Annotated in this window: 19 protein-coding genes and 2 pseudogenes; 12 read left to right on the top strand and 9 right to left on the bottom strand. The window is 59.5% G+C overall.

Annotation, left to right across the window (positions count from 1 at the left end; translation table 11 throughout):
- Nucleotides 1–153 precede the first annotated feature (153 nt).
- From ubiE to MEB48_RS08630, 12 genes and pseudogenes are all read left to right on the top strand, one after another.
- Complete coding sequence (gene ubiE / locus MEB48_RS08680) at nucleotides 154–924, top strand: bifunctional demethylmenaquinone methyltransferase/2-methoxy-6-polyprenyl-1,4-benzoquinol methylase UbiE (RefSeq protein WP_237883699.1); 771 nt, start codon at nucleotides 154–156, stop codon at nucleotides 922–924.
- Nucleotides 924–1,547: a ubiquinone biosynthesis accessory factor UbiJ gene (locus MEB48_RS08675; RefSeq protein WP_237883697.1), complete on the top strand. Its 624-nt coding sequence runs from the start codon at nucleotides 924–926 to the stop codon at nucleotides 1,545–1,547. The genes ubiE and MEB48_RS08675 overlap by 1 nt, the downstream gene beginning before the upstream one ends.
- Nucleotides 1,544–3,148, top strand: coding sequence for a ubiquinone biosynthesis regulatory protein kinase UbiB (ubiB, locus tag MEB48_RS08670; protein WP_237883695.1), 1,605 nt, complete (start codon nucleotides 1,544–1,546; stop codon nucleotides 3,146–3,148). The genes MEB48_RS08675 and ubiB overlap by 4 nt, the downstream gene beginning before the upstream one ends.
- 91 nt (nucleotides 3,149–3,239) lie before the next feature.
- Complete coding sequence (gene hisI, locus MEB48_RS08665) at nucleotides 3,240–3,641, top strand: phosphoribosyl-AMP cyclohydrolase (protein WP_125925768.1); 402 nt, start codon at nucleotides 3,240–3,242, stop codon at nucleotides 3,639–3,641.
- Nucleotides 3,634–3,966 (top strand): phosphoribosyl-ATP diphosphatase, encoded by a 333-nt coding sequence (locus MEB48_RS08660; protein ID WP_007899279.1) that lies wholly within the window; start codon nucleotides 3,634–3,636, stop codon nucleotides 3,964–3,966. Before hisI ends, MEB48_RS08660 begins: the two co-directional genes overlap by 8 nt.
- Nucleotides 3,967–3,989: 23 nt before the next feature.
- The gene (locus MEB48_RS08655; protein ID WP_237883693.1) at nucleotides 3,990–4,268 is read left to right on the top strand and encodes a twin-arginine translocase TatA/TatE family subunit; all 279 of its coding nucleotides are present in this window, start codon (nucleotides 3,990–3,992) and stop codon (nucleotides 4,266–4,268) included.
- Nucleotides 4,269–4,278: 10 nt separating this feature from the next.
- A complete protein-coding gene (gene tatB, locus MEB48_RS08650) occupies nucleotides 4,279–4,692 on the top strand; it encodes a Sec-independent protein translocase protein TatB (RefSeq protein WP_237883691.1) in 414 nt (137 codons plus the stop codon).
- Nucleotides 4,689–5,483 (top strand): twin-arginine translocase subunit TatC, encoded by a 795-nt coding sequence (gene tatC, locus MEB48_RS08645; RefSeq protein ID WP_269137427.1) that lies wholly within the window; start codon nucleotides 4,689–4,691, stop codon nucleotides 5,481–5,483. The genes tatB and tatC overlap by 4 nt, the downstream gene beginning before the upstream one ends.
- Complete coding sequence (locus MEB48_RS08640) at nucleotides 5,480–6,187, top strand: 16S rRNA (uracil(1498)-N(3))-methyltransferase (RefSeq protein WP_237883689.1); 708 nt, start codon at nucleotides 5,480–5,482, stop codon at nucleotides 6,185–6,187. Before tatC ends, MEB48_RS08640 begins: the two co-directional genes overlap by 4 nt.
- Before the next feature lie 220 nt (nucleotides 6,188–6,407).
- Nucleotides 6,408–7,466, top strand: a pseudogene (locus MEB48_RS29360) (methyl-accepting chemotaxis protein); the annotation flags it as partial.
- Complete coding sequence (locus MEB48_RS29355) at nucleotides 7,452–8,324, top strand: methyl-accepting chemotaxis protein (RefSeq protein ID WP_442969073.1); 873 nt, start codon at nucleotides 7,452–7,454, stop codon at nucleotides 8,322–8,324. The pseudogene MEB48_RS29360 and the gene MEB48_RS29355, both read left to right, overlap by 15 nt.
- 248 nt (nucleotides 8,325–8,572) lie before the next feature.
- Nucleotides 8,573–9,430 carry a hypothetical protein gene (locus MEB48_RS08630; RefSeq protein WP_237883684.1) on the top strand — a complete coding sequence of 286 codons (858 nt, stop codon included), beginning with the start codon at nucleotides 8,573–8,575 and terminating at the stop codon, nucleotides 9,428–9,430.
- Nucleotides 9,431–9,563: 133 nt separating this feature from the next.
- On the opposite strand, the pseudogene MEB48_RS08625 reads toward MEB48_RS08630, so the two are convergent.
- The 9 genes and pseudogenes from MEB48_RS08625 to hutI form a co-directional block, all read right to left on the bottom strand.
- A pseudogene (locus MEB48_RS08625) lies at nucleotides 9,564–9,765 on the bottom strand (peptide ABC transporter ATP-binding protein); the annotation flags it as partial.
- 80 nt (nucleotides 9,766–9,845) lie between these two features.
- Complete coding sequence (gene mdoH, locus MEB48_RS08620; protein WP_237883682.1) at nucleotides 9,846–12,416, bottom strand: glucans biosynthesis glucosyltransferase MdoH; 2,571 nt, start codon at nucleotides 12,414–12,416, stop codon at nucleotides 9,846–9,848.
- A complete protein-coding gene (locus tag MEB48_RS08615) occupies nucleotides 12,409–14,226 on the bottom strand; it encodes a glucan biosynthesis protein G (RefSeq protein WP_237883681.1) in 1,818 nt (605 codons plus the stop codon). The genes mdoH and MEB48_RS08615 overlap by 8 nt, the downstream gene beginning before the upstream one ends.
- Nucleotides 14,227–14,547: 321 nt before the next feature.
- Nucleotides 14,548–14,985 (bottom strand): D-aminoacyl-tRNA deacylase, encoded by a 438-nt coding sequence (dtd, locus tag MEB48_RS08610; RefSeq protein WP_237883679.1) that lies wholly within the window; start codon nucleotides 14,983–14,985, stop codon nucleotides 14,548–14,550.
- Entirely contained in the window at nucleotides 14,982–15,953 is a 972-nt protein-coding gene (pip, locus tag MEB48_RS08605) for a prolyl aminopeptidase (protein ID WP_237883677.1), read from the bottom strand. Before pip ends, dtd begins: the two co-directional genes overlap by 4 nt.
- Before the next feature lie 114 nt (nucleotides 15,954–16,067).
- Entirely contained in the window at nucleotides 16,068–16,988 is a 921-nt protein-coding gene (locus MEB48_RS08600) for an alpha/beta hydrolase (RefSeq protein ID WP_237883669.1), read from the bottom strand.
- Nucleotides 16,989–17,198: 210 nt separating this feature from the next.
- Nucleotides 17,199–18,146, bottom strand: a complete 948-nt coding sequence (locus tag MEB48_RS08595; RefSeq protein ID WP_237883667.1) for a choline ABC transporter substrate-binding protein — start codon at nucleotides 18,144–18,146, stop codon at nucleotides 17,199–17,201.
- A gap of 251 nt (nucleotides 18,147–18,397) precedes the next feature.
- The gene (gene hutG, locus MEB48_RS08590) at nucleotides 18,398–19,198 is read right to left on the bottom strand and encodes an N-formylglutamate deformylase (protein WP_237883665.1); all 801 of its coding nucleotides are present in this window, start codon (nucleotides 19,196–19,198) and stop codon (nucleotides 18,398–18,400) included.
- 10 nt (nucleotides 19,199–19,208) lie between these two features.
- A complete protein-coding gene (gene hutI / locus MEB48_RS08585) occupies nucleotides 19,209–20,414 on the bottom strand; it encodes an imidazolonepropionase (RefSeq protein ID WP_237883663.1) in 1,206 nt (401 codons plus the stop codon).
- Nucleotides 20,415–20,422 lie beyond the last annotated feature (8 nt).

The raw sequence follows: 20,422 nt of genomic DNA, 5'->3' as shown, positions 1-20,422 counted from the left end.
CGAATGACTCCTGCTTTATGAATATTTCCTGAAAATCTTGACCGTAGCTGCGTCAAAACGTCCCGGTGATTGCCTATCTTACCTTCAGCCTTGCCAAGACAAAGCAGGCCACCGGGATTAGAATGTCCCGCATTCTCTTTTGGTGACAGCGATATGACTGATCAGCGCAAAGGCAGCGATGCCGAACCCACCACTCACTTCGGCTTCAAAAACGTTCCGGAAAGCCAGAAAGCGGATAAAGTCGCTGAGGTTTTCCACTCGGTTGCCGCCAAGTACGACCTGATGAACGACCTCCTGTCGGGCGGCATGCACCGTCTGTGGAAGCGCTTCGCGATCGAGCTGTCAGGCGTGCGCACCGGTAACCGCGTGCTGGACATCGCCGGCGGCACTGGCGACCTGACCCGCAAGTTCTCGCATCTTGTGGGACCGACTGGCCAGGTAGTGTTGGCCGACATCAACGAATCCATGCTCAAGGTCGGTCGTGACCGCCTGCTGGATCTGGGTGTGTCCGGCAACGTCGAATTCGTCCAGGCCGATGCTGAAAAACTGCCGTTCCCGGACAACCATTTCGATTGTGTGACCATCGCCTTCGGTCTGCGCAACGTGACGCACAAAGAAGATGCCCTGCGCTCGATGCTGCGCGTGCTGAAGCCGGGCGGCCGTTTGCTGGTGCTGGAATTCTCCAAACCGACCAACGCGCTGATGTCCAAAGCCTACGACGCCTATTCGTTCGCCTTCATGCCGTTGATGGGCAAGCTGATTACCAATGATTCGGAAAGCTATCGCTACCTGGCCGAATCGATCCGCATGCACCCGAATCAGGAAACCCTGAAGTCAATGATGGTCGAGGCCGGTTTCGACCGTGTGACCTATCACAACATGACCGCAGGCATCGTCGCCCTGCACCGTGGCATCAAGCCCTGATGTTGCTGGCCGGCCTGCTCGCCAGCGTTGAGCTTGGCCTGAACCGGGTGCTGCGTCTCGATAGCACGGCGCTGCCGCGCCTGGCGCATTTGAGTGGCAGGGTGATTGCCGTCGACTGCCGCAGCCCGGCGCTGCAACTGTTCATACTGCCCAGCGATGAAGGCCTGATGCTCGCTTCCCAGTGGGAAACCGGTGCCGACTGCACTTTGCGCGCACCGGCCTCAAGCCTGCTGAAACTGGCGACAAGTAACGACAAGACTTCGGTTCTGCATGCCCCGGAAGTCGAACTCGACGGCGACAGTGGCGTGCTGCTGGAATTGGCGGCGATCCTTCAGGACCTCGAACTGGACTGGGAGTACGAACTCTCGCGCTGGCTCGGACCTGTCGCTACGCAACTGGTCGGTGGTCATCTGCGCAGCCGCGCGCGCTGGTACCAGCAAGGGTTCGCCAGCCTGAACCAGAACCTGGGCGAATACCTGGCCGAAGAATCGCGCGCCCTCGTCGGTCAGCGCGAAGCTGACGCCCGTTTTAATGAACTGGACCAGATCAAGCTCGATCTGGAACGTCTCGAGGCGCGTTTCGAGCGCCTCTCCCGATCCCTCGACCCAAGCGATAACGCATGAAGCTGCTTGCCGTCCGCCGTTTGTTACGCATCCAGCGCGTTGTGATCCGCTACCGCCTCGATGACTTGCTGTTCGCCCTGCCGCTGCCCTGGTTTCTGCTGGCGCTGCGCTACGCCTTGCCGTGGCGCTGGTTTCCGCGCAAGACGCTGGACCTGAGCCGTGGCGCACGACTGCGCCTGGCGTTGCAGGACCTGGGGCCGATTTTCATCAAGTTCGGCCAGATTCTTTCGACCCGCCGCGACCTGCTGCCCGAAGACATCGCCGATGAACTGATGAAGCTGCAGGACCGCGTGCCGCCGTTTGACTCGCAAGTGTCGATCCGGCTGATCGAAGAGCAGCTCGGCAAAAAGATCAGTGAAGTTTTCAGCCGTTTCGACGTCGAACCGCTGGCCTCGGCCTCGGTGGCGCAGGTGCATGCCGCGCAGCTGAAAACCGGCGAAGAAGTGGTGGTCAAAGTGATCCGCCCGGGCCTGAAACCGATCATTGCCCAAGATCTGGCGTGGCTGTTCATTCTTGCCCGCGCCGCTGAAAAACTCTCTGCCGATGCACGCCTGCTGCACCCGGTGGACGTGGTCAGCGACTACGAAAAAACCATCTACGACGAACTCGACCTGCTGCGCGAGGCGGCCAATGCCAGCCAATTGAAGCGCAACTTCGACGGTTCACCGCTACTCTATGTGCCGCAAGTCTATTGGGACTGGTGCCGGCCGAAAGTGCTGGTGATGGAGCGCATCTACGGGATTCAGGTCACCGATCTCGCGACCCTGGCCGACCAGCGCACCGACATGAAGATGCTCGCCGAGCGTGGTGTGGAGATTTTCTTCACCCAGGTATTCCGCGACAGCTTCTTCCACGCCGACATGCACCCCGGCAACATCTTCGTCAGCACCGTGCAACCGTGGAGCCCGCAGTACATTGCGATCGACTGCGGCATCGTCGGCAGCCTGACCCCGGAAGACCAGGACTATCTGGCGCGCAACCTGTTCGCGTTCTTCAAACGTGATTATCGCCGTGTCGCGCAGTTGCACATCGATTCTGGCTGGGTGCCGGCGGAAACCAAACTCAACGAATTCGAAGCGGCGATCCGCACGGTGTGCGAGCCGATCTTCGAAAAACCGTTGAAAGATATTTCCTTCGGTCAGGTGCTGATGCGCCTGTTCCAGACCGCTCGACGCTTCAACATGGAAGTGCAGCCGCAGTTGGTCTTGCTGCAAAAAACCCTGTTGAACATCGAAGGCCTGGGCCGTCAGCTGTACCCGGACCTCGATCTGTGGAACACCGCCCAGCCGTTCCTCGAACGCTGGATGCGCGAGCGCGTCAGCCCCAAAGCCTTGATCGGCAACGTGCAGAGCCAGTTTGAGCAACTGCCGCATCTGGCCAACATGGCCCGCGACCTGCTTGAGCGCATGTCTCAGCCCCACGCCAACGACCCGCCGCCCCCTTGGCACAAGCGCAAGGACGACTGGTTCCTGCGGTTGCTCGGCACCGCTCATTTGGCCGGTGGCACGATACTCGCCGCCGGTGGCCCGCTGAACGAACTGGGGCATTGGCCCGCCGGAATCATGGTGGCGGTCGGCTTGTATCTGGTCGTTCGCCGATAGCCAGTTGGATGATCGGCTGGCACACTGTTTGAACGCTGAATTTGAACATTGGCCTCAACTATTGAAGTAGAGCCCGCTGTCGGAGTCGAAGATGAAAAACTGGCTGGACGAGATCAAGTGGGACGCCGATGGCCTGGTGCCTGCGATTGCCCAGGATCACAAGACCGGACGCGTCCTGATGATGGCCTGGATGAACCGCGAAGCATTGGAATTGACCGCTGCCGAGAACCGTGCCATTTACTGGTCACGTTCCCGTGGCAAGCTGTGGCGCAAGGGCGAAGAGTCCGGCCATGTGCAAATCCTGCATGAGATGCGCCTGGACTGTGACGCCGACGTGATCATCCTGATGGTTGAGCAGATCGGCGACATCGCCTGCCATACCGGCCGTCAGAGCTGCTTCTATCGCGTCTTCGAAAACGGCGACTGGAAAACCGTCGACCCGGTGCTGAAAGACCCACACGCTATCTATTCCGCAGGACACACACATGAGTGACACCCTGACCCGTCTGGCTCAAGTGCTGGAAGAGCGCAAAGGCGCCGCTGCCGACAGCTCGTATGTCGCCAGTCTGTACCACAAGGGCTTGAACAAGATTCTGGAAAAAGTCGGCGAAGAGTCGGTCGAAACCATCATTGCCGCCAAGGATGCCGCCATCAGCGGTGACTGCAGCGATGTGATCTACGAGACCGCCGATTTGTGGTTCCACAGCATGGTCATGCTCGCCCAGTTGGGGCAGCATCCACAGGCTGTGCTCGATGAACTGGACCGTCGCTTCGGTCTGTCCGGACACGCCGAGAAAGCCTCTCGCCCGTCCGCCTGAACAATTATTGAGAGGAACGCAACATGGGCATTTTTGACTGGAAACACTGGGTCGTCATCCTGGTTGTTGTGGTGCTGGTGTTCGGCACCAAGAAACTGAAAAACCTCGGCACTGATGTGGGCGAGTCGATCAAGGGCTTTCGTAAAGCCATGAACGACGACGAGAAACCGGCCGATCCGACAGTGACCCCGGCCCAACCGGTTCCGCCTGTTCAGCCACAGACCACACAGTCCGTGAACTCGCCGCACACCATCGATGTGCAGGCGCAAAAAGTCGAAGAGCCGACCCGCAAAGACTCGTGAGCACTGACTAATGTTTGGTATCAGCTTCTCTGAACTGCTGCTCGTCGGCCTCGTTGCCCTGCTGGTGCTGGGGCCCGAGCGCCTGCCGGGTGCTGCGCGCACGGCCGGCCTGTGGGTCGGGCGGCTGAAGCGCAGCTTCAACGCAATCAAACAGGAAGTTGAACGTGAAATCGGGGCCGACGAGATTCGCCGGCAACTGCACAACGAGCACATTCTGTCTCTGGAGCAGGAGGCGCGGAAGATCTTCACGCCAACTCAACAGGAGCCGACGCCGGTGGAACCTGTGGCGACGCAGACGATTCATGCTCAGGCCATCGTCGAACCTGCGCCTGCTGCAGCAACCCCGGTTGAACCTGTTACACCTGCGGCTGCGCCTGCTGCGCCAGCCCCTCATGATCCAACATTACCGCCGCGAGCCCCATGAGCGAACTTCCGGAAAACGACCAGCACATGCCGCTGGTTTCGCATCTCACCGAGTTGCGCACTCGCCTGCTGCGTTGTGTCGTGGCTGTGTTCATCATTTTTGCCGGGCTGTTCGCCTTCACCCAGCAGATCTACACCTTTGTCTCCACGCCGCTGCGCCAGTACCTGCCGGCCGGCGCGACGATGATCGCCACCGACGTGTCGTCGCCGTTTCTGACGCCGCTGAAACTGACCATGATGGTTTCGCTGTTCCTGGCGATCCCGGTGATCCTGCATCAGATCTGGGGCTTTATTGCGCCGGGTCTGTACAAGCATGAGAAGCGCATCGCGGTGCCGTTACTGGTCTCAAGCATTCTGCTGTTCTACACCGGCATGGCCTTCGCCTATTTCCTGGTGTTCCCGCTGATCTTCAAATTCTTCGCCGCCGCCACTCCCGCCGGCGTGGAAATGATGACCGACATCACCAGCTACCTCGATTTCGTCATGACGCTGTTCTTCGCCTTCGGCGTGGCGTTCGAGATCCCGGTAGCCGTGGTGTTGCTGGTGTGGATCGGCGTGGTCAACGTTGCCTACCTGAAAAAAATCCGCCCGTACGTGATCATTGGCTGCTTCGTGGTCGGCATGATCCTGACGCCGCCGGACATCTTCTCGCAGACGCTGTTGGCCGTTCCGATGTGGCTGCTGTTCGAGATCGGCATCCTGTTCGGCAGCCTGATCAGCAAACGCGGCGAGCACCCGGACGATCAGCCGGCTGACGATCACAACGACCAGCCGCCAGCGACTCAAGCGTGAACCTGCTGCTCCTTGAAGAGGCCGACTTCATCGCGGCCGACCGGGCGATCCTGCGCGATCGCCGGTTGACTCATATGCAGGAAGTCCACCGCTGCGAAGTCGGTGACAGCATGCGCGTCGGGCGTATTGGCGGACTGATGGGCACAGCCGAGGTGCTGCGTCTGGACGTCGATGAAGCCGAATTACGCGTCACCCTCGACCAGCCGCCACCGGCCAAGCTGCCACTGACGTTGGTGCTCGCCCTGCCGCGACCGAAAATGCTCCGTCGGGTGTTCCAGACCGTGGCCGCCATGGGTGTGCCGCGCATCGTGCTGGTGAACAGCTATCGCGTCGAGAAGAGCTTCTGGCAAACCCCGTTCCTGGAACCCGAGGCAATTCGCGAGCAATTGATCCTGGGCCTTGAACAGGCCCGGGACAGCGTGCTGCCGGAGGTCGTCATCGAGAAGCGGTTCAAGCCCTTTGTCGAAGATCGTCTGCCGGCCATTGCCGAAGGCACTCTCGGTCTGGTCGGCCATCCCGGTCATTACCCGCCCTGCCCTCGCGGCCTGGACGAGCCCGTGACCCTGGCCATCGGCCCCGAAGGCGGCTGGATTCCCTACGAAATCGACTTGCTGGGCAAGGCCGGCCTGCAACCGGTGCAACTCGGCGAGCGCATCCTGCGGGTCGAAACCGCCGTCACTGCGTTGCTTTCGCGACTGTTTTAACCCCAGACACTTACCCTGTGGCGAGGGAGCTTGCTCCCGCTCGGCTGCGAAGCAGTCGTAAAACCGGTGAGTGCGGTCTTGCTGGAAAAAAAGCGGTGGTCGCTTCGCGCCCAAGCGGGAGCAAGCTCCCTCGCCACAACTGTTTACTCCCCTACAGATCCCTGTCAGCCGGCCGATACAGTTCCCATAAAACCGATTAGGTCCTAGGGGGAGTTGCAGCATGTACCGTTGGCTAGCCGAGAAACTGGGAAACGTAAGCGTCAATCGCAAACTGGGTATCGGCTTCGGTCTGGTGCTGCTTCTGACCTTGTTGATCACCTTCACCGGCTGGACCGGTCTGAGCGGTGTGATCAGCCGTGGCGATACGCTTGGGTTTATTTCCAGCCTCAATGAGCTGACCAAAGATCTGCGCCTCGCCCGCCTGGATTACGACATGCGCCGCGGCGAACAAGGCCCGGGCGCTGTCAACGAGCTGATCGGCCAACTCGATACTGGCCTGAAAACCGCCCGTACGCTGATCGAACAGCCTGCCGACGTGGCAATGATCGACCAGCAACTAGCCGCAGTCAGCGAGTACAAACGCGCCTTCGCGGACATGACTCAAGCCACCGCCATCCGCGAAGATGCTCGCAGCAAACTAGGCGCCACCGCCGATAACGCCGTGGCCCGGGTCGCTGAAGTCGAAAAATCCCTGCTGCAAGGCGACAGCGTCGCTCAGTTCAACAGCGTGATCGACCTGAGCAAGCTGATCCAGCAAGCGCGTTTCCAGGTCCGCGGTTACACCTACAGCGGCAAACCCGAGGCCGAGCAGCCGGCGCTGGACGCCATCGGCAATGCTCTGAAAAACCTCGAAAGCCTGCCGTCTCAACTGCCGGAACAACACATCGCCAACCTGCAACAGGCGACCGACTCACTCAAAGCCTATCGCGCGGCCGTCAGCCAGTTCCGCGACTCTCAGGTCGCCAGCGCTGCAGCCTTCAAGCGTATGAGCGCGCAAGGCGACATTCTGTTCGACACCAGCAAAAAGCTCACTGCCTCGCAAACTGTCGTACGTGACACCGACACAGCGCATGCCAAGAACATGCTGCTGCTGGCTACTGTCCTCGCGTCGGCCTTCGGTTTGTTTGCAGCCTGGGCCATCACCCGCCAGATCGTCATTCCTCTGAGCCAGACCCTTAAAGTGGCCGAGCGCGTCGCCGCAGGCGACCTGACTCATAACCTGACCTCCGAACGTCAGGACGAACTGGGCCAGCTACAGCGCGCCATGCAGAGCATGACCCTGGGCCTGCGGGAACTGATCGGTGGCATCAGCGATGGCGTGACCCAAATCGCCAGCGCCGCTGAAGAGCTGTCGGCCGTCACCGAGCAAACCAGCGCCGGAGTCAACAGCCAGAAGGTCGAGACCGATCAAGTAGCCACTGCCATGCACGAAATGACCGCCACCGTGCAGGAAGTCGCACGCAACGCCGAGGAAGCGTCTGAAGCCGCCGTTGCCGCCGACCAGCAGGCCCGCGAAGGTGATAAAGTGGTTGGCGAAGCCATCGCCCAGATCGAACGCCTGGCGACCGAAGTCGGCCACTCCACCGTCGCCATGGGCGAGCTTAAACGCGAAAGCGACAAGATCGGCAGCGTGCTCGACGTGATCAAGTCCGTGGCCCAGCAAACCAACTTGCTGGCGCTCAACGCCGCCATCGAAGCCGCCCGCGCCGGTGAAGCCGGGCGTGGTTTTGCGGTGGTCGCCGACGAAGTCCGTAGCCTGGCCCAGCGCACCCAGAAGTCCACCGAAGAAATCGAAGAACTGATCGTCGGCCTGCAAACCGGCACTCAGCAAGTCGCGACCATCATGGACAACAGCCGCAGCCTGACCGACAGCAGCGTCGAACTGACCCGCCGCGCCGGCAATTCGTTAGGCAGCATCACTCGCACCGTGTCGGCAATTCAGTCGATGAATCAGCAGATCGCCGCCGCTGCCGAGCAACAGAGCGCGGTGGCCGAAGAGATCAACCGTAGCGTGCTGAACGTACGCGATGTGTCCGAGCAGACCTCGGCCGCCAGTGAAGAGACCGCGGCCTCCAGCGTCGAACTGGCGCGGTTGGGCAATCACCTGCAAATGTTGGTGGGGCGCTTCAAAGTTTGAACATTGAAAGGGACTTGTCATCATCAGCCCAAGTGCAAACAAGTCCCCTCTCACCCTTAATTAGCAGCGAACAACTTATACCCACTTGAAACACCAAGAACAATAAGTCAAATACAAACTAAAAATCCAGCATGCTAAGTTCACCCTTCAAATCAAAGTAGTAACAGGAAAGCACTGCGATCATTACCTGGTTGCGATTGTTATGCATGCGCACACCTGTTGACTACTAATCACAAGGAGTGAACTTCATGAACAAAATCCAACTCACGCTTAGCAATACCTGGATGACAGGCATATACGAACACATCAAGAAACTGCGAGTACACCAACTCGCTTTACCCTCTGCACATAACTCCGGCCTGGATAAAGGCTCGGTGGATCCTATTGGTGGTATCTGGGCGGCATGCCAGGACAATATTTTCGCCACCCAGTTGAACCAAGGCGCCCGTGTCTTCGACTTGCGCATTACTGATTACAGTCATAGGAAGGATGTCGGCGGATCGAAGATTCCTCGGTATAGATTTGTCGAGGAATTCAAGTGCGAACACGGTTTGCCGGGAAGAAACTTCGACCATTGTCTTACGGCTGTCCGCGCATTTGCAGAATCAAATCGTGGCGAACTGGTAATACTGGACATTCACAAGTTTGATCGGAACAGAAATTTAAACGACAGTATCGGGCGCTTCAAACAAAAACTAAGCCAACTTAATCACTTACTAATTCCACCCTCTGCCAGCACCCTCACATTGGCCGAAATCAAAAAAAATCACCCCAATCGAAACGTAATCATTTGCTGGGGAGGTGGCGCATACTGGAATACCATCAGACATATATGGTCCGGCGACCAGAATTCTAAAGCACAACTTGAAGGTTTCATTATTAACACAGCGAGGAAAAAAGTTTCCAGTACAGCACTGACCTCACTGTCAGCAACTGTTTACAACAGTGGAGGCCCTATGCGCCTGAGAAGGGGCGAGAGAGTCTGGACAGAGGTGTTCCATCCGCAACACAGCGTTTTCAACATCATCAATGCTGACTTCTTTCAAGACACAGGCATCGTTGAAAAATGCATTGAGCTCAACAAGGTCAGATCTGCACGCAGCTAATGGACGACAGGTGAGTCAGCATAAAATTTCCAATCTGTCGGGACGTCGCTGAGCCTATTCGCGGCTCAGGGACGCCTTAGATAACAACTCCCCCTCGGCACGACAATCTTTGCTTAAGCTGATAACGATCACGCTATAAAACCTGCCGCAAAAAACGCCTGCGCCCGCGGATCCTTCGGCGCATCGAAGAATTCGGTCGGTGAGGCGTCTTCCAGCAGTTTTCCATGATCGAAGAACAGCACCCGATCCGCCACTTCCCGAGCGAAGCCCATTTCATGGGTGACGCAGACCATCGTCATGCCTTCCACGGCCAGGGTTTTCATCACATCCAGCACGCTTGCGCGCAACGCGCCATGCCTGGCGCACCCAAAAAAAAGCCCCGCTTATTTAGCGGGGCTCATTTAGCGGCTTTTCGTCAGGCCAACTGAGGCTGCACGCTCACAGGCTTGAGCGGCAACAGCGGCGCATGGGGATCGGCATCCACCGATGTTCGCCAGGCTTGCAGCCACTCGGCATGGCCTTCGTTCCAGACCTGCTCATGCAAGCGGCCCAATGCCACCGGATCACTCAGCAGCTCTACGCGCTCGTTGTTGGTCAGCCCGGCAGGACCGACCTTCATCGCATGGCGAACCCGCTCGATACGCAGCCACTCGATCGGCTCGGCCTGACGGTGACGGGACGTCGCCAGCGCACAGGCCAAGGCGTTCTGTTGCGGATCGACCACTGCCCGGACGAAACCGTCATTCAGCGCATGCCAACGGTTTTCGTGGGTGTACTGATCGGTTGCCAGCAACGCCTGTGGCGGATTGTATTCCTCAGGAATCAGGAACAGGCTTTCGTCACGGGACTTGAGGCCCAGGCCGACACGGCTGGAGATCACCGATACCGGGATCGACAGCATCAGCGAACCGACAATCGGCACCAGCCACCAGAGAAAGCTCGGGTTCAGCCAGATCACCAACAGCGCCCAGAAGAAGCCCAGCAAGGTTTGCGGACCGTGGCGTTTGACCGCTTCGCTCCATGGCGTGGAGTCATCGTCACGTTGTGGCGAGTTCCAGGTCGCGGCCCAGCCGAGGAACGCGGCGAGTACGAAACGGGTGTGGAAGATCATACGCACCGGCGCCAGCAACATGGAGAACAACATCTCCAGCAACATCGACAGCGTTACCTTGAACTTGCCACCGAACTCTTTCGCGCCCTTGGTCCAGATCAGGATGATGCTCAACAGCTTCGGCAGGAACAGCAGCACGATGGTCGTCGAGAACAGCGCAATCGCCTTGTCCGGCTGCCATTGTGGCCACAGTGGATAAAGCTGACGCGGCTCCAGGAAGTATTGCGGCTCCATCAACGTGTTGACCGCCAGCAAGGCCGTCGACAACACCAGGAACAAGAACCACAACGGCGCCGACAGGTACGACATCACGCCGGTCAGGAATACAGCACGGTGCACCGGGTGCATGCCCTTGACCAGGAACAGCCGGAAGTTCATCAGGTTGCCGTGGCACCAGCGACGGTCACGCTTGAGTTCGTCCAGCAGGTTCGGTGGCAGCTCTTCGTAGCTGCCCGGCAAGTCGTAGGCAATCCATACGCCCCAGCCGGCACGGCGCATCAGCGCAGCCTCGACGAAGTCGTGGGACAGAATCGCACCGGCAAACGCGCCTTTACCGGGCAACGGCGCCAAGGCACAGTGCTCGATGAACGGCTTCATGCGGATAATCGCGTTGTGGCCCCAGTAGTGGGATTCGCCCAACTGCCAGAAGTGCAGACCGGCGGTGAACAGCGGACCATACACACGGGTCGCGAACTGCTGCATACGCGCATAAAGGGTGTCCATGCCCGACGCACGCGGCGCGGTCTGGATGATCCCGGCGTCCGGCGTGGCTTCCATCAGGCGCACCAGACTGCTCAGGCATTCACCGCTCATCACGCTGTCGGCGTCGAGCACGACCATGTACTTGTAGTCACCGCCCCAACGACGGCAGAAGTCGTCGAGGTTGCCGCTTTTACGTTTTACCCGACGGCGACGGCGGCGATAGAAGACCTTGCCGAAGCCCTTGGCCTCACGGCAGACATCCAGCCAGGCCTGTTGTTCGGCAACGCAGATATCGGCGTCGTTACTGTCGCTGAGCACGAAAAAGTCGAAGCGATCCAGATTGCCCGAGGCCGCAACCGATTCGAAGGTCGCCCGCAAACCGGCGAACACCCGCGGCACGTCTTCGTTGCAAATCGGCATCACCAGTGCGGTGCGTGCATCCTTGGCGATCGGCTCGTTGCCGGCGCTGGCGCCGGAAATGCGGTACTTGTCACGGCCAGTGATCAACTCAAGGAAGCCCATCAGCGCGGTCCAGAAACCGGCCGAGACCCAGCAGAACAGAATCCCGAACATAATCAGAATGCTGGTCTGCAAGGCATAGGGCAGCACTTGCGTGGCGGTTTGGGTCAGCGGTTGATGCAGGACTTCTTCAAGATCGACGAACGACCAGCCCTGGTACGGCATGATGCCTTTCATGTACCAGCCGGCGACGATGGTCTGACCGAGCATCAGCACCAGAAGAATGTAGCGGCGGATCGAACCGACGGTGCGCCAGCGAGCCGCCGGCAGCACATTCTCATCTTTCGGCGGGGCCGGCGGATTGGTGCGACCGGTCAGCCGACGCCAGCCACGCACCAGAATGTTGGTGCGCCACGGCTCGGGCACGACTTTGGTCCGACGGATCGGCGGGGTTGCCTTCAGGCAAACCCGACCACTGGCGTCGAGCACCAGCATTTCCGCCTCCGCCAGTTCTTCGGCGGTGTTCAGGGTCAGGCGCCGGCCGACAGAGGCTTGAGCAGCCTCCATCGGCGCGTCGAACGTCGAGGACGACAGACGTTCGTGCAGTTCACTGAAAGACTTGCAGCCCGCGAGTTCCGCGCGCTGTTCGTCGCTCATTGGCAAATGCGCCAAATACTCGGCAAGCGATTGTGGCTGTACGTGTGAATTACTCATCGGCGGGCAACTGATAGCTCCAGGTCTCGGTCAGGACTTGTTCAGTCGGTGCCGATTCCGTTGTGGCTGGGGCCGCTTCGGCAGCGACAGGCTGCTTGGCGTCTTTGTTGTCCTTGTCCTTGGTGTCCTTGACTTGCTGGGCTTGTACTTGGGCTTGTGCTTCAGCCTGCTTGGCTTCCTTGTCCTTCTTCTCCTGCTGTTTGGCGGCAATCTTGTCGGCCTTGGCAACGGAGGAACTGGACGCTGGCGCCGCGGTCTTGAGCGCCTCGGCAGGTGAGATATTCTTGACCAGCGCTGCGCGCATTTCGGTGGCCTTGCTCGGATCCTTGATCTTCATCCGCAAAGTCAGGCGCCAGCCCTTGGTTTCAGGGTTGTAACGCACGCTGTTCTCGACCAGTTCTGCGTTGTCGCCAACGCTCACCTGGCTGCGCACTTCAGCATTTTCCGGCAGGACTTGCAGGGACGGGCCTTCGAAATCCACCAGATAGGCCACGCTGCCGTCCGGCTGACGAATCAGGTTCGACTGCTTGACGTCACCCGTGGAACGCAGGGTCTGTTGAACCCAGGCGCTGTCCGGCGAATGCAGGGAGGCTTCGTCGATGGTCCAGTGCATGCGGTATGCAACGTCCAGGGACTGGCCAGGCTCAGGCAGTTTTTCCGGGCTCCAGAAAGCGACGATATTGTCGTTGGTTTCGTCGGCGGTAGGAATCTCTACCAGATCGACGGAGCCTTTGCCCCAATCGCCTTTCGGTTCGATCCAGGCACTTGGGCGCTTGTCGTAGCGGTCATCGAGGTCTTCGTAGTGACTGAAGTCACGGCCACGTTGCAGCAAGCCGAAACCGCGCGGGTTCTCGATCGAGAAGTTACTCACGGACAGGTGTTTCGGATTGTTCAACGGGCGCCAGATCCATTCGCCGTTGCCAGCATGAATCGACAAGCCGCTGGAGTCGTGCAGTTCGCGACGATAGTTCAGCACTTTCGACGGCTGGTTGGCGCCGAACAGGAACATGCTGGTCAGCGGCGCAACACCAAGCTTGGTGACCTTGTCACGCAGGAACATCCTGGCCTTGACGTCGACGACCGTGTCGCTGCCCGGACGCACGGTCAGGCGATAGGCACCGGTGGCACGCGGCGAATCCAGCAGGGCGAAGATCACCAGGTGCTTGTCGCCCGGCTTGGGCTGTTGAATCCAGAACTCGGTGAAGCGCGGGAACTCTTCGCCGGATGGCAACGCGGTATCGATGGCCATGCCGCGAGCGGAAAGACCGTACGTTTGCCCCTTGCCGATGACGCGGAAATAACTCGCGCCAAGCATGGTCATGATTTCGTCTTGCTTGTCGGCCTTGTTGATCGGGTACAACACACGGAAACCGGCATAACCCAGTTGTTCGGTGGCTTTAGGATCGAATTTCACGTCGCCGAAATCGAAACGACTTGGGTCGTATTTGATCTCTTCGACGGTGTTGGCCGTGATTTCGTTGATTTTCACCGGCGTATCGAAGTGCATACCCTGGTGATAGAACGACAGCTTGAATGGGGTTTTCTGGTTCGCCCATTCGGCTTTTTCAGTGAGGAACCGAATTTTTTGATAATCCGCGAATTTCATCTCGCGAAATTCATTCGGCAGGTTACTGCGCGGGGCTTCGTATTTTTGCCCGGCCAGCTCTTTTGCCTTGACCGATACGTCATCCAGATTGAATGCCCAAAGCTGGCCGGCGCTGAACAGGCAGAGCAGTGCAGAGCCTGCTACCAGAGCGCTTCGAAACCGTTTGGCAGACAATTTTGGTGCATTACAGGGACTAACAATCACGAGCAACCCTCGCCGAAAACAGATCAAAAAACCAACGGCCAGTTAAAGTGCCAGCACGGTGTGCGGTGGAAAAAAACCGACCCTGCGAACGACTCTTGCCAAGTTGGCGAGCATTGTTCCGACTCCTGTGGGGCAAAATGATTCCCCAACAGGTCTCGGACAAGTCTCTACCTAAGTCAAAACGGACCAACGAACGCCGATCCCCGTAGCGCGCGATTATCTAGCAGGCCGCGTTACAACGCATCAGGGCGAACCAAGTATTTATCGGGAAAAGCCCCCGTTTTCAGTCGAAAGGCCCTTAAAAAGATGTTTTAAGCGCTTTCACGTCTGTAACAGGAAGGTTACCGGGCCATCATTGACCAGATGCACCTGCATATCCGCGCCGAATCTACCTGATGCCACAGTGCCATGCACCTGTTTCGCTTTACCCAATAGATAGTCGAACAGCTCCACGCCCAAAGCCGGAGGGGCCGCAGTCGAAAAACCTGGGCGCAAGCCGTTTTTGGTGTCGGCGGCCAGGGTGAACTGTGAGACCAGCAGCAACCCGCCACCTACGTCCGCCAGGGACAGGTTCATCTTGCCCTCGGCGTCACTGAATACTCGATAGTTAAGCAGTTTATGCAGAAGTTTGTCGGCGCTGGCCCGAGTATCGTCGGGCTCGACCGCTACCAGCACCAGTAACCCCTGATCTATTGCGCCAACCACCTCTCCCGCCACCTCGACTCGCGCGCCATGCACGCGTTGCAGCAGGCCCTTCATGCTTCGTCAGGCGACAAGTTGAGCATACGACGGGCCATCTGATCAGCGGCGCGCACCAAGGCATCGGTGATACCCGATTCGGACGCCGCATGGCCGGCATCGCGAATCACCTGCAATTCGCTGTTCGGCCAGGCCTGATGCAGTTCCCAGGCGTTGTCCAACGGACAGATCACGTCGTAACGACCGTGGACGATAACGCCGGGCAGGTGGGCGATCTTGGCCATGTCGCGAATCAATTGATTCGGCTCCAGGAAAGCATTGTTGGTGAAGTAGTGGCACTCGATACGGGCGATGGACAACGCACGCTGAGGCTCGGAGAAACGGTCGACCACCAGCGGATTCGGTCGCAGTGTGGCGGTTCGGCCTTCCCACATGGACCAGGCCTTGGCCGCATGCATCTGAGCAATCTGATCGTTGCCAACCAGGCGTTTGTGGAACGCAGAGAGCAAGTCGTGGCGTTCGTCCTGCGGAATCGGCGCGATGTAGTCCTGCCAGTAATCGGGAAACAGACGGCTGGCGCCACACTGATAGAACCACTCGATTTCCTGGGGACGGCAGAGAAAAATCCCGCGCAGAATCAAACCGTGCACGCGCTCCGGGTGGGTTTGCGCGTAGGCCAGGGCCAGGGTCGAACCCCAGGAGCCGCCGAACAGTACCCATTTGTCGATGCCCAGGTGCTTGCGAATCCGCTCGAGGTCGGCGACCAGATCCCAGGTGGTGTTGTTTTCCAGGCTGGCGTGGGGCGTGGAGCGACCGCAACCACGCTGGTCGAAGGTGACAATGCGATACAGATTCGGATCGAAATACCGGCGGCTCTGGGCATCACACCCGGCGCCAGGACCGCCGTGGATGAACACTACCGGCAAGCCTTCTGGCGAACCGCTTTCATCGACATACAGGGTGTGGGTTTTATCGACGGCCAGATCGTGCCGGGCGTGGGGTTTGATCTGCGGGTACAAAGTCTGCATTGCGCGCTCCGTAAGGGGTCGAGGTCATCCCTGTAGGGACTTCTATTATTCTGCCGTCCGGCATCATAAACCCGAATTACTTCAATGAGCATGCCCCTGCAGCGTCAGAGTTTGTCAGCCCGTTTTTTCAGCCAGATAGCCGAACAGGATTTCATAGAGTCGGTCGACCTCGGCGACCTGCCCCCGCGCCCGCAAACAGCCGTGAACCAGCCCCTCTCCGTAATAAAGGATTGCGTCCACGTCTGCGGCGGTGAGTCGCTCAGCGTAAAGCATGCCGTCATCGCGCAACGGGTCGAACTGCGCCACGGCGATCAATGCCGGTGGCAGACCGCTGAAGTCGTCGGCGAGCAGGGGCATCGCATAAGCACCCGGTTGTCGGGCACCGCCTAAATACAACGCGTGATAACAAGCCAGATCGCTGCTGCTGAGCAATGGTGCGTCGGCGCATTCAAGGCGCGACGGCAATCGGTGATCGCCGCCCAGCCCCGGATAGATCAGAACTTGCGCGCATGGCATTGGCTCGCCGGTATCGCGCAAAGCGAGACACAACGCAGCGGCGAGGTTGCCGCCGGCGCTGTCGCCCGCCACCAGCGTCCGCGAAGGGTCGAGCTGAAACGGTCCTGTGTGCAGCGCGCGCCAGACACTCAGGCAGTCATCGAACGCCGCCGGAAACGGATGCTCCGGTGCCAGTCGATAATCGACGGCGATCACCAGCACCCCGAGCACCGACGCCAGTTCGGCGCAGATGAAGGCGTGGGAATCCAGATCGCCCACCACCCAACCACCGCCATGCAGATACACAATGCACGGCCAACCGTTGGTCGGTGGCGTGACCAGCGGTTGCCAGGAACGTACCGCGACGCCCGCCAATTCGAAATCGACCACCTCAAGTCCCGCAGGACGCGGCGGGGTGAACGCCCGGCACATCTCGCTGTAGGCCTGACGCAAACCGGTGAGGCTGCTGTCGGTGCTGTTGAAGCTGAGGGTTTTCTCGACGAACGCCGTCATGGGCTTGGAGAGTGGATAAGGAGCCATAAGTCTGCAGCCAGCCAAATAGAGGAATGGGGTCTGTCGCGAAGGGGCTTGCCGGGCAAGTTAAGGACGACGGAAATCCTGTGGGAGCGTGGCTTGCCCGCGAAGAATGCACCGCGGTTTTTCAGGTATTACGCGTCATCGTTCTTCGCGGGCAAGCCTCGCTCCCACAGGTTCTGCGTCCCCCTCGCCACAGTGATCTCGCTTGCCCTGTCAGTTTTTCAAACTGGCCTGAACGGTTGCCACACCCTCCTTCCCATCAAAACTGCTGACGCCCGCCAGCCAGCGCTGAAGATCTTCCGGATGATCACGCAGCCATTGCCTGGCGACATCCTGTGGCGTCTTGCGCGCCATGATCGGCACCATCAACTGGCTTTCCTGGGCGGCGGTAAAGGTCAGGTTTTCCAGTAGGCGGTTCACGTTCGGGCAGCGTTCGGCATAGTCCGGCGCGGTCACGGTGGAAACGGTCGCCGCACCTTCGTTCGGCCCGTAGACGTCTTCGCTGCCGGTCAGGTAGGCGATGTTCATGTTGATATTCATCGGATGCGGGGTCCAGCCGACGAACACCACGAACTCTTTGCGATTGACCGCCCGTTGCACGGCAGCGAGCATCCCGGCCTCACCGGACTCGATCAGTTTGAAATCCTTCAAGCCAAAGTGATTGGTCTCGATCATGGTTTTGATGGTGGTGTTGGCGCCGCTGCCAGGCTCGATGCCGTAGATCTTGCCGCCCAGCTGATCTTTGAATCTGGCGATGTCGGCGAAGGTTTTCAGGCCGGCGGCAGCCACGTAGTCAGGCACGGCGAGCGTCGCCTGAGCGTCGGCCAGACTCGGTTTGTCCATGACCTTCACCTGATTGGCCGCCACGAACGGCGCGATGTTTTTATCCATCGCCGGTTTCCAGTAACCGAGGAAGATATCGAGGCGTTTGTCGCGGATGCCAGCGAAGATGATTTGCTGCACGGCGCTGGTTTGCTTGCTTTCGTAGCCTAGGTCGTTGAGCAACACATCAGCCATGCCGCTGGTGGCGATGACGTCGGTCCAGTTGACCACGCCCATACGTACGGTCTTGCAGGACGCGGGGTCATTAGCGAGAACGCTGGTGCTCAGAAGAGCCGTGCCGCAGAGGATTGAGAGACAGCGGGTGAACAGTCTTTTCATCGGGAGAGTCTCGTGCGGCAGATTATTGTGAGGGCCGGTGTCTTCGTGCACCGTGCCCAGAACATTACGCAGCGTCGAGAGGGTAAAAGCGAACTGTAGCGACCGAGATTTGCACGGTGGCGACAGTTCCAGTGTCGATCGTTCCCACGCTCCGCGTGGGAATGCCTCAAGGGACGCTCCGCGTCCAGTGACGCGGAGCGTCACGGGCTGCATTCCCACGCGGAGCGTGGGAACGATCAGTCAGCGATCAGTCAGCTGTAGTGCTTTTCGCCCCACGCCAACAGCCCTTGCAGCAATTCCCTCAGCACCACTTGCGTCGGCGCCGCCAGGTCCGGGCGATAGCGGAACGGCTCGAACTCTTCCATGTACGTGCACTGACCCAACTCCAGTTGCACGGCATGGATGTTCTCGGCCGGGTTGCCGTAATGCCGGGTGATGTGCCCGCCCTTGAAGCGACCGTTCAGCACATGGCTGTAATCGCCATGCCGTGCGCAGATGGCTTCCAGTTGGCTGGCCAATTGTGGGTCGCAACTGGCGCCGTTGAAGGTGCCTAGGTTGAAGTCCGGCAGCTTGCCATCGAACAGGTGCGGGATGATCGAGCGGATCGAGTGCGCATCGAATAGCAGCGCGTAGCCGAATTCGGCTTTCAGGCGCGCCAGTTCTTCCTGCAAGGTGCGGTGATACGGCGTCCAGATGTGCTCCAGATAAGTCGCCCGTTCCGCGGCCGATGGTTCCAGCCCTTCGCGGAACAATGGAATACCGTCGAACAGTGTCGCCGGATACAGACCGGTGGTGGCGCCGACATATAAAGGCTTGTCGTCGGACGGTCGGTTCAAATCGATGACAAACCGCGAGTACTCGGCTGCCAGAGTGCTGGCGCCCAGCTCGGCGGCGAATTCGTAAAGCCTTGGGATGTGCCAATCGGTGTCCGGCAGGCTTTTCGCGTCGGGGATCAACCCGGCTTCGACCGCCGGAGTCAGGCGTAGACCGGCGTGGGGCATGCTGATCAGCAGCGGCACGCGGCCTTGTTTGAAGTTCAGAACCTTATCCACAACTGCTCTCCTAAACGCTTGTTTCGACGCCGTGACGCACGACGCGTTTTTCCAGGTCGCCGCCCAGCCAGTACGACAGGTCGGCCGGACGATCAATCTGCCAGGCGACGAAGTCGGCGATTTTGCCGGCTTCCAGCGAACCATGAGTCTCGGCCATGCCCAGCGCGGTGGCGGCGTGAATCGTTGCGCCAGCCAATGCTTCTTCCGGCGTCATGCGGAAGCAGGTGCAGGCCATGTTCAGCATCAAGCGCAACGACAGCGCCGGCGAAGTACCGGGATTGAGATCGCTGGCGATGGCGATTTTTACACCGTGTTTGCGCAGGGCTTCCATCGGCGGCAATTGGGTTTCCCGCAGGAAGTAAAACGCGCCGGGCAACAACACCGCGACGGTGCCGGACTTGGCCATGGCGATGGCGTCGTCTTCGGTCATGAATTCCAGATGATCGGCGGACAGTGCGTGATAACGCGCCGCCAGGCTCGAACCGTGCAGCGACGACAATTGCTCGGCATGCAGCTTCACCGGCAAGCCGAGGTTCTGCGCGGCGACGAAAACCCGTTCGACCTGTTCCGGCGAAAACGCCAGGTATTCGCAGAAAGCGTCCACCGCATCCACCAGCCCCTCGGCCGCCAGGGCCGGGAGCATTTCGCTGCAGATGTGATCGATGTAAGCGTCGGCGCGGTCCGCGTATTCCGGCGGCAGAGCGTGGGCGGCCAGGCAGGTGCTGCGCACGCTGACTGGCAATTCGGCGCCGAGACGGCGGATCACCCGCAGGATTTTGCGCTCGCTGGTCAGGTCCAGGCCATAGCCGGACTTCATCTCGACCGTGGTGACGCCGTCGCGCATCAGGCTCTTCAGGCGCTTGGCGGCGCTGGCGAACAACTCGTCTTCAGTCGCCGCGCGAGTAGCGCGCACGGTGCTGGCGATGCCACCACCGGCCGCTGCGATTTCCGCGTAGCTGACGCCTTGCAGACGTTGCTCGAACTCGCCGCTGCGGTTGCCGCCGAACACCGTGTGGGTGTGGCAGTCGATCAGGCCCGGGGTGACCCAGGCGCCTTTAAGATCGTTGACGGCCGGGTACTCACCCGCCGGCAACTCACCACGCGGACCAATCCACTCAATGTGCGCACCTGACGTCACGATGGCCGCGTCCTCGATGATCGAGTAGACGCCTTGCGCCATGGTTGCGACGTGGCAATGTTGCCAGAGCGTTTTCATCCTTGGTC

Source organism: Pseudomonas sp. PGPR40, assembly GCF_022014505.1.
In the GTDB taxonomy this organism is placed as follows: Bacteria; Pseudomonadota; Gammaproteobacteria; order Pseudomonadales; family Pseudomonadaceae; genus Aquipseudomonas.
The sequence above is the reverse complement of the archived record's forward strand: the minus strand, read 5'-3'. Positions and strand labels throughout refer to the sequence as shown.

Bases quoted from the DNA above. Each gene is read 5' to 3' on its own strand.
- ubiB (WP_237883695.1), top strand. From the start codon at position 1,544: ATGAAGCTGCTTGCCGTCCGCCGTTTGTTACGCATCCAGCGCGTTGTG.
- dtd (WP_237883679.1), bottom strand. From the start codon at position 14,985: ATGAAGGGCCTGCTGCAACGCGTGCATGGCGCGCGAGTCGAGGTGGCG.
- MEB48_RS08600 (WP_237883669.1), bottom strand. From the start codon at position 16,988: ATGGCTCCTTATCCACTCTCCAAGCCCATGACGGCGTTCGTCGAGAAA.
- hutI (WP_237883663.1), bottom strand. From the start codon at position 20,414: ATGAAAACGCTCTGGCAACATTGCCACGTCGCAACCATGGCGCAAGGC.
- ubiE (WP_237883699.1), top strand. From the start codon at position 154: ATGACTGATCAGCGCAAAGGCAGCGATGCCGAACCCACCACTCACTTC.
- tatC (WP_269137427.1), top strand. From the start codon at position 4,689: ATGAGCGAACTTCCGGAAAACGACCAGCACATGCCGCTGGTTTCGCAT.
- MEB48_RS08655 (WP_237883693.1), top strand. From the start codon at position 3,990: ATGGGCATTTTTGACTGGAAACACTGGGTCGTCATCCTGGTTGTTGTG.
- pip (WP_237883677.1), bottom strand. From the start codon at position 15,953: ATGCAGACTTTGTACCCGCAGATCAAACCCCACGCCCGGCACGATCTG.
- MEB48_RS29355 (WP_442969073.1), top strand. From the start codon at position 7,452: ATGCAGAGCATGACCCTGGGCCTGCGGGAACTGATCGGTGGCATCAGC.
- MEB48_RS08630 (WP_237883684.1), top strand. From the start codon at position 8,573: ATGAACAAAATCCAACTCACGCTTAGCAATACCTGGATGACAGGCATA.
- MEB48_RS08675 (WP_237883697.1), top strand. From the start codon at position 924: ATGTTGCTGGCCGGCCTGCTCGCCAGCGTTGAGCTTGGCCTGAACCGG.
- mdoH (WP_237883682.1), bottom strand. From the start codon at position 12,416: ATGAGTAATTCACACGTACAGCCACAATCGCTTGCCGAGTATTTGGCG.
- MEB48_RS08660 (WP_007899279.1), top strand. From the start codon at position 3,634: ATGAGTGACACCCTGACCCGTCTGGCTCAAGTGCTGGAAGAGCGCAAA.
- MEB48_RS08595 (WP_237883667.1), bottom strand. From the start codon at position 18,146: ATGAAAAGACTGTTCACCCGCTGTCTCTCAATCCTCTGCGGCACGGCT.
- tatB (WP_237883691.1), top strand. From the start codon at position 4,279: ATGTTTGGTATCAGCTTCTCTGAACTGCTGCTCGTCGGCCTCGTTGCC.
- hisI (WP_125925768.1), top strand. From the start codon at position 3,240: ATGAAAAACTGGCTGGACGAGATCAAGTGGGACGCCGATGGCCTGGTG.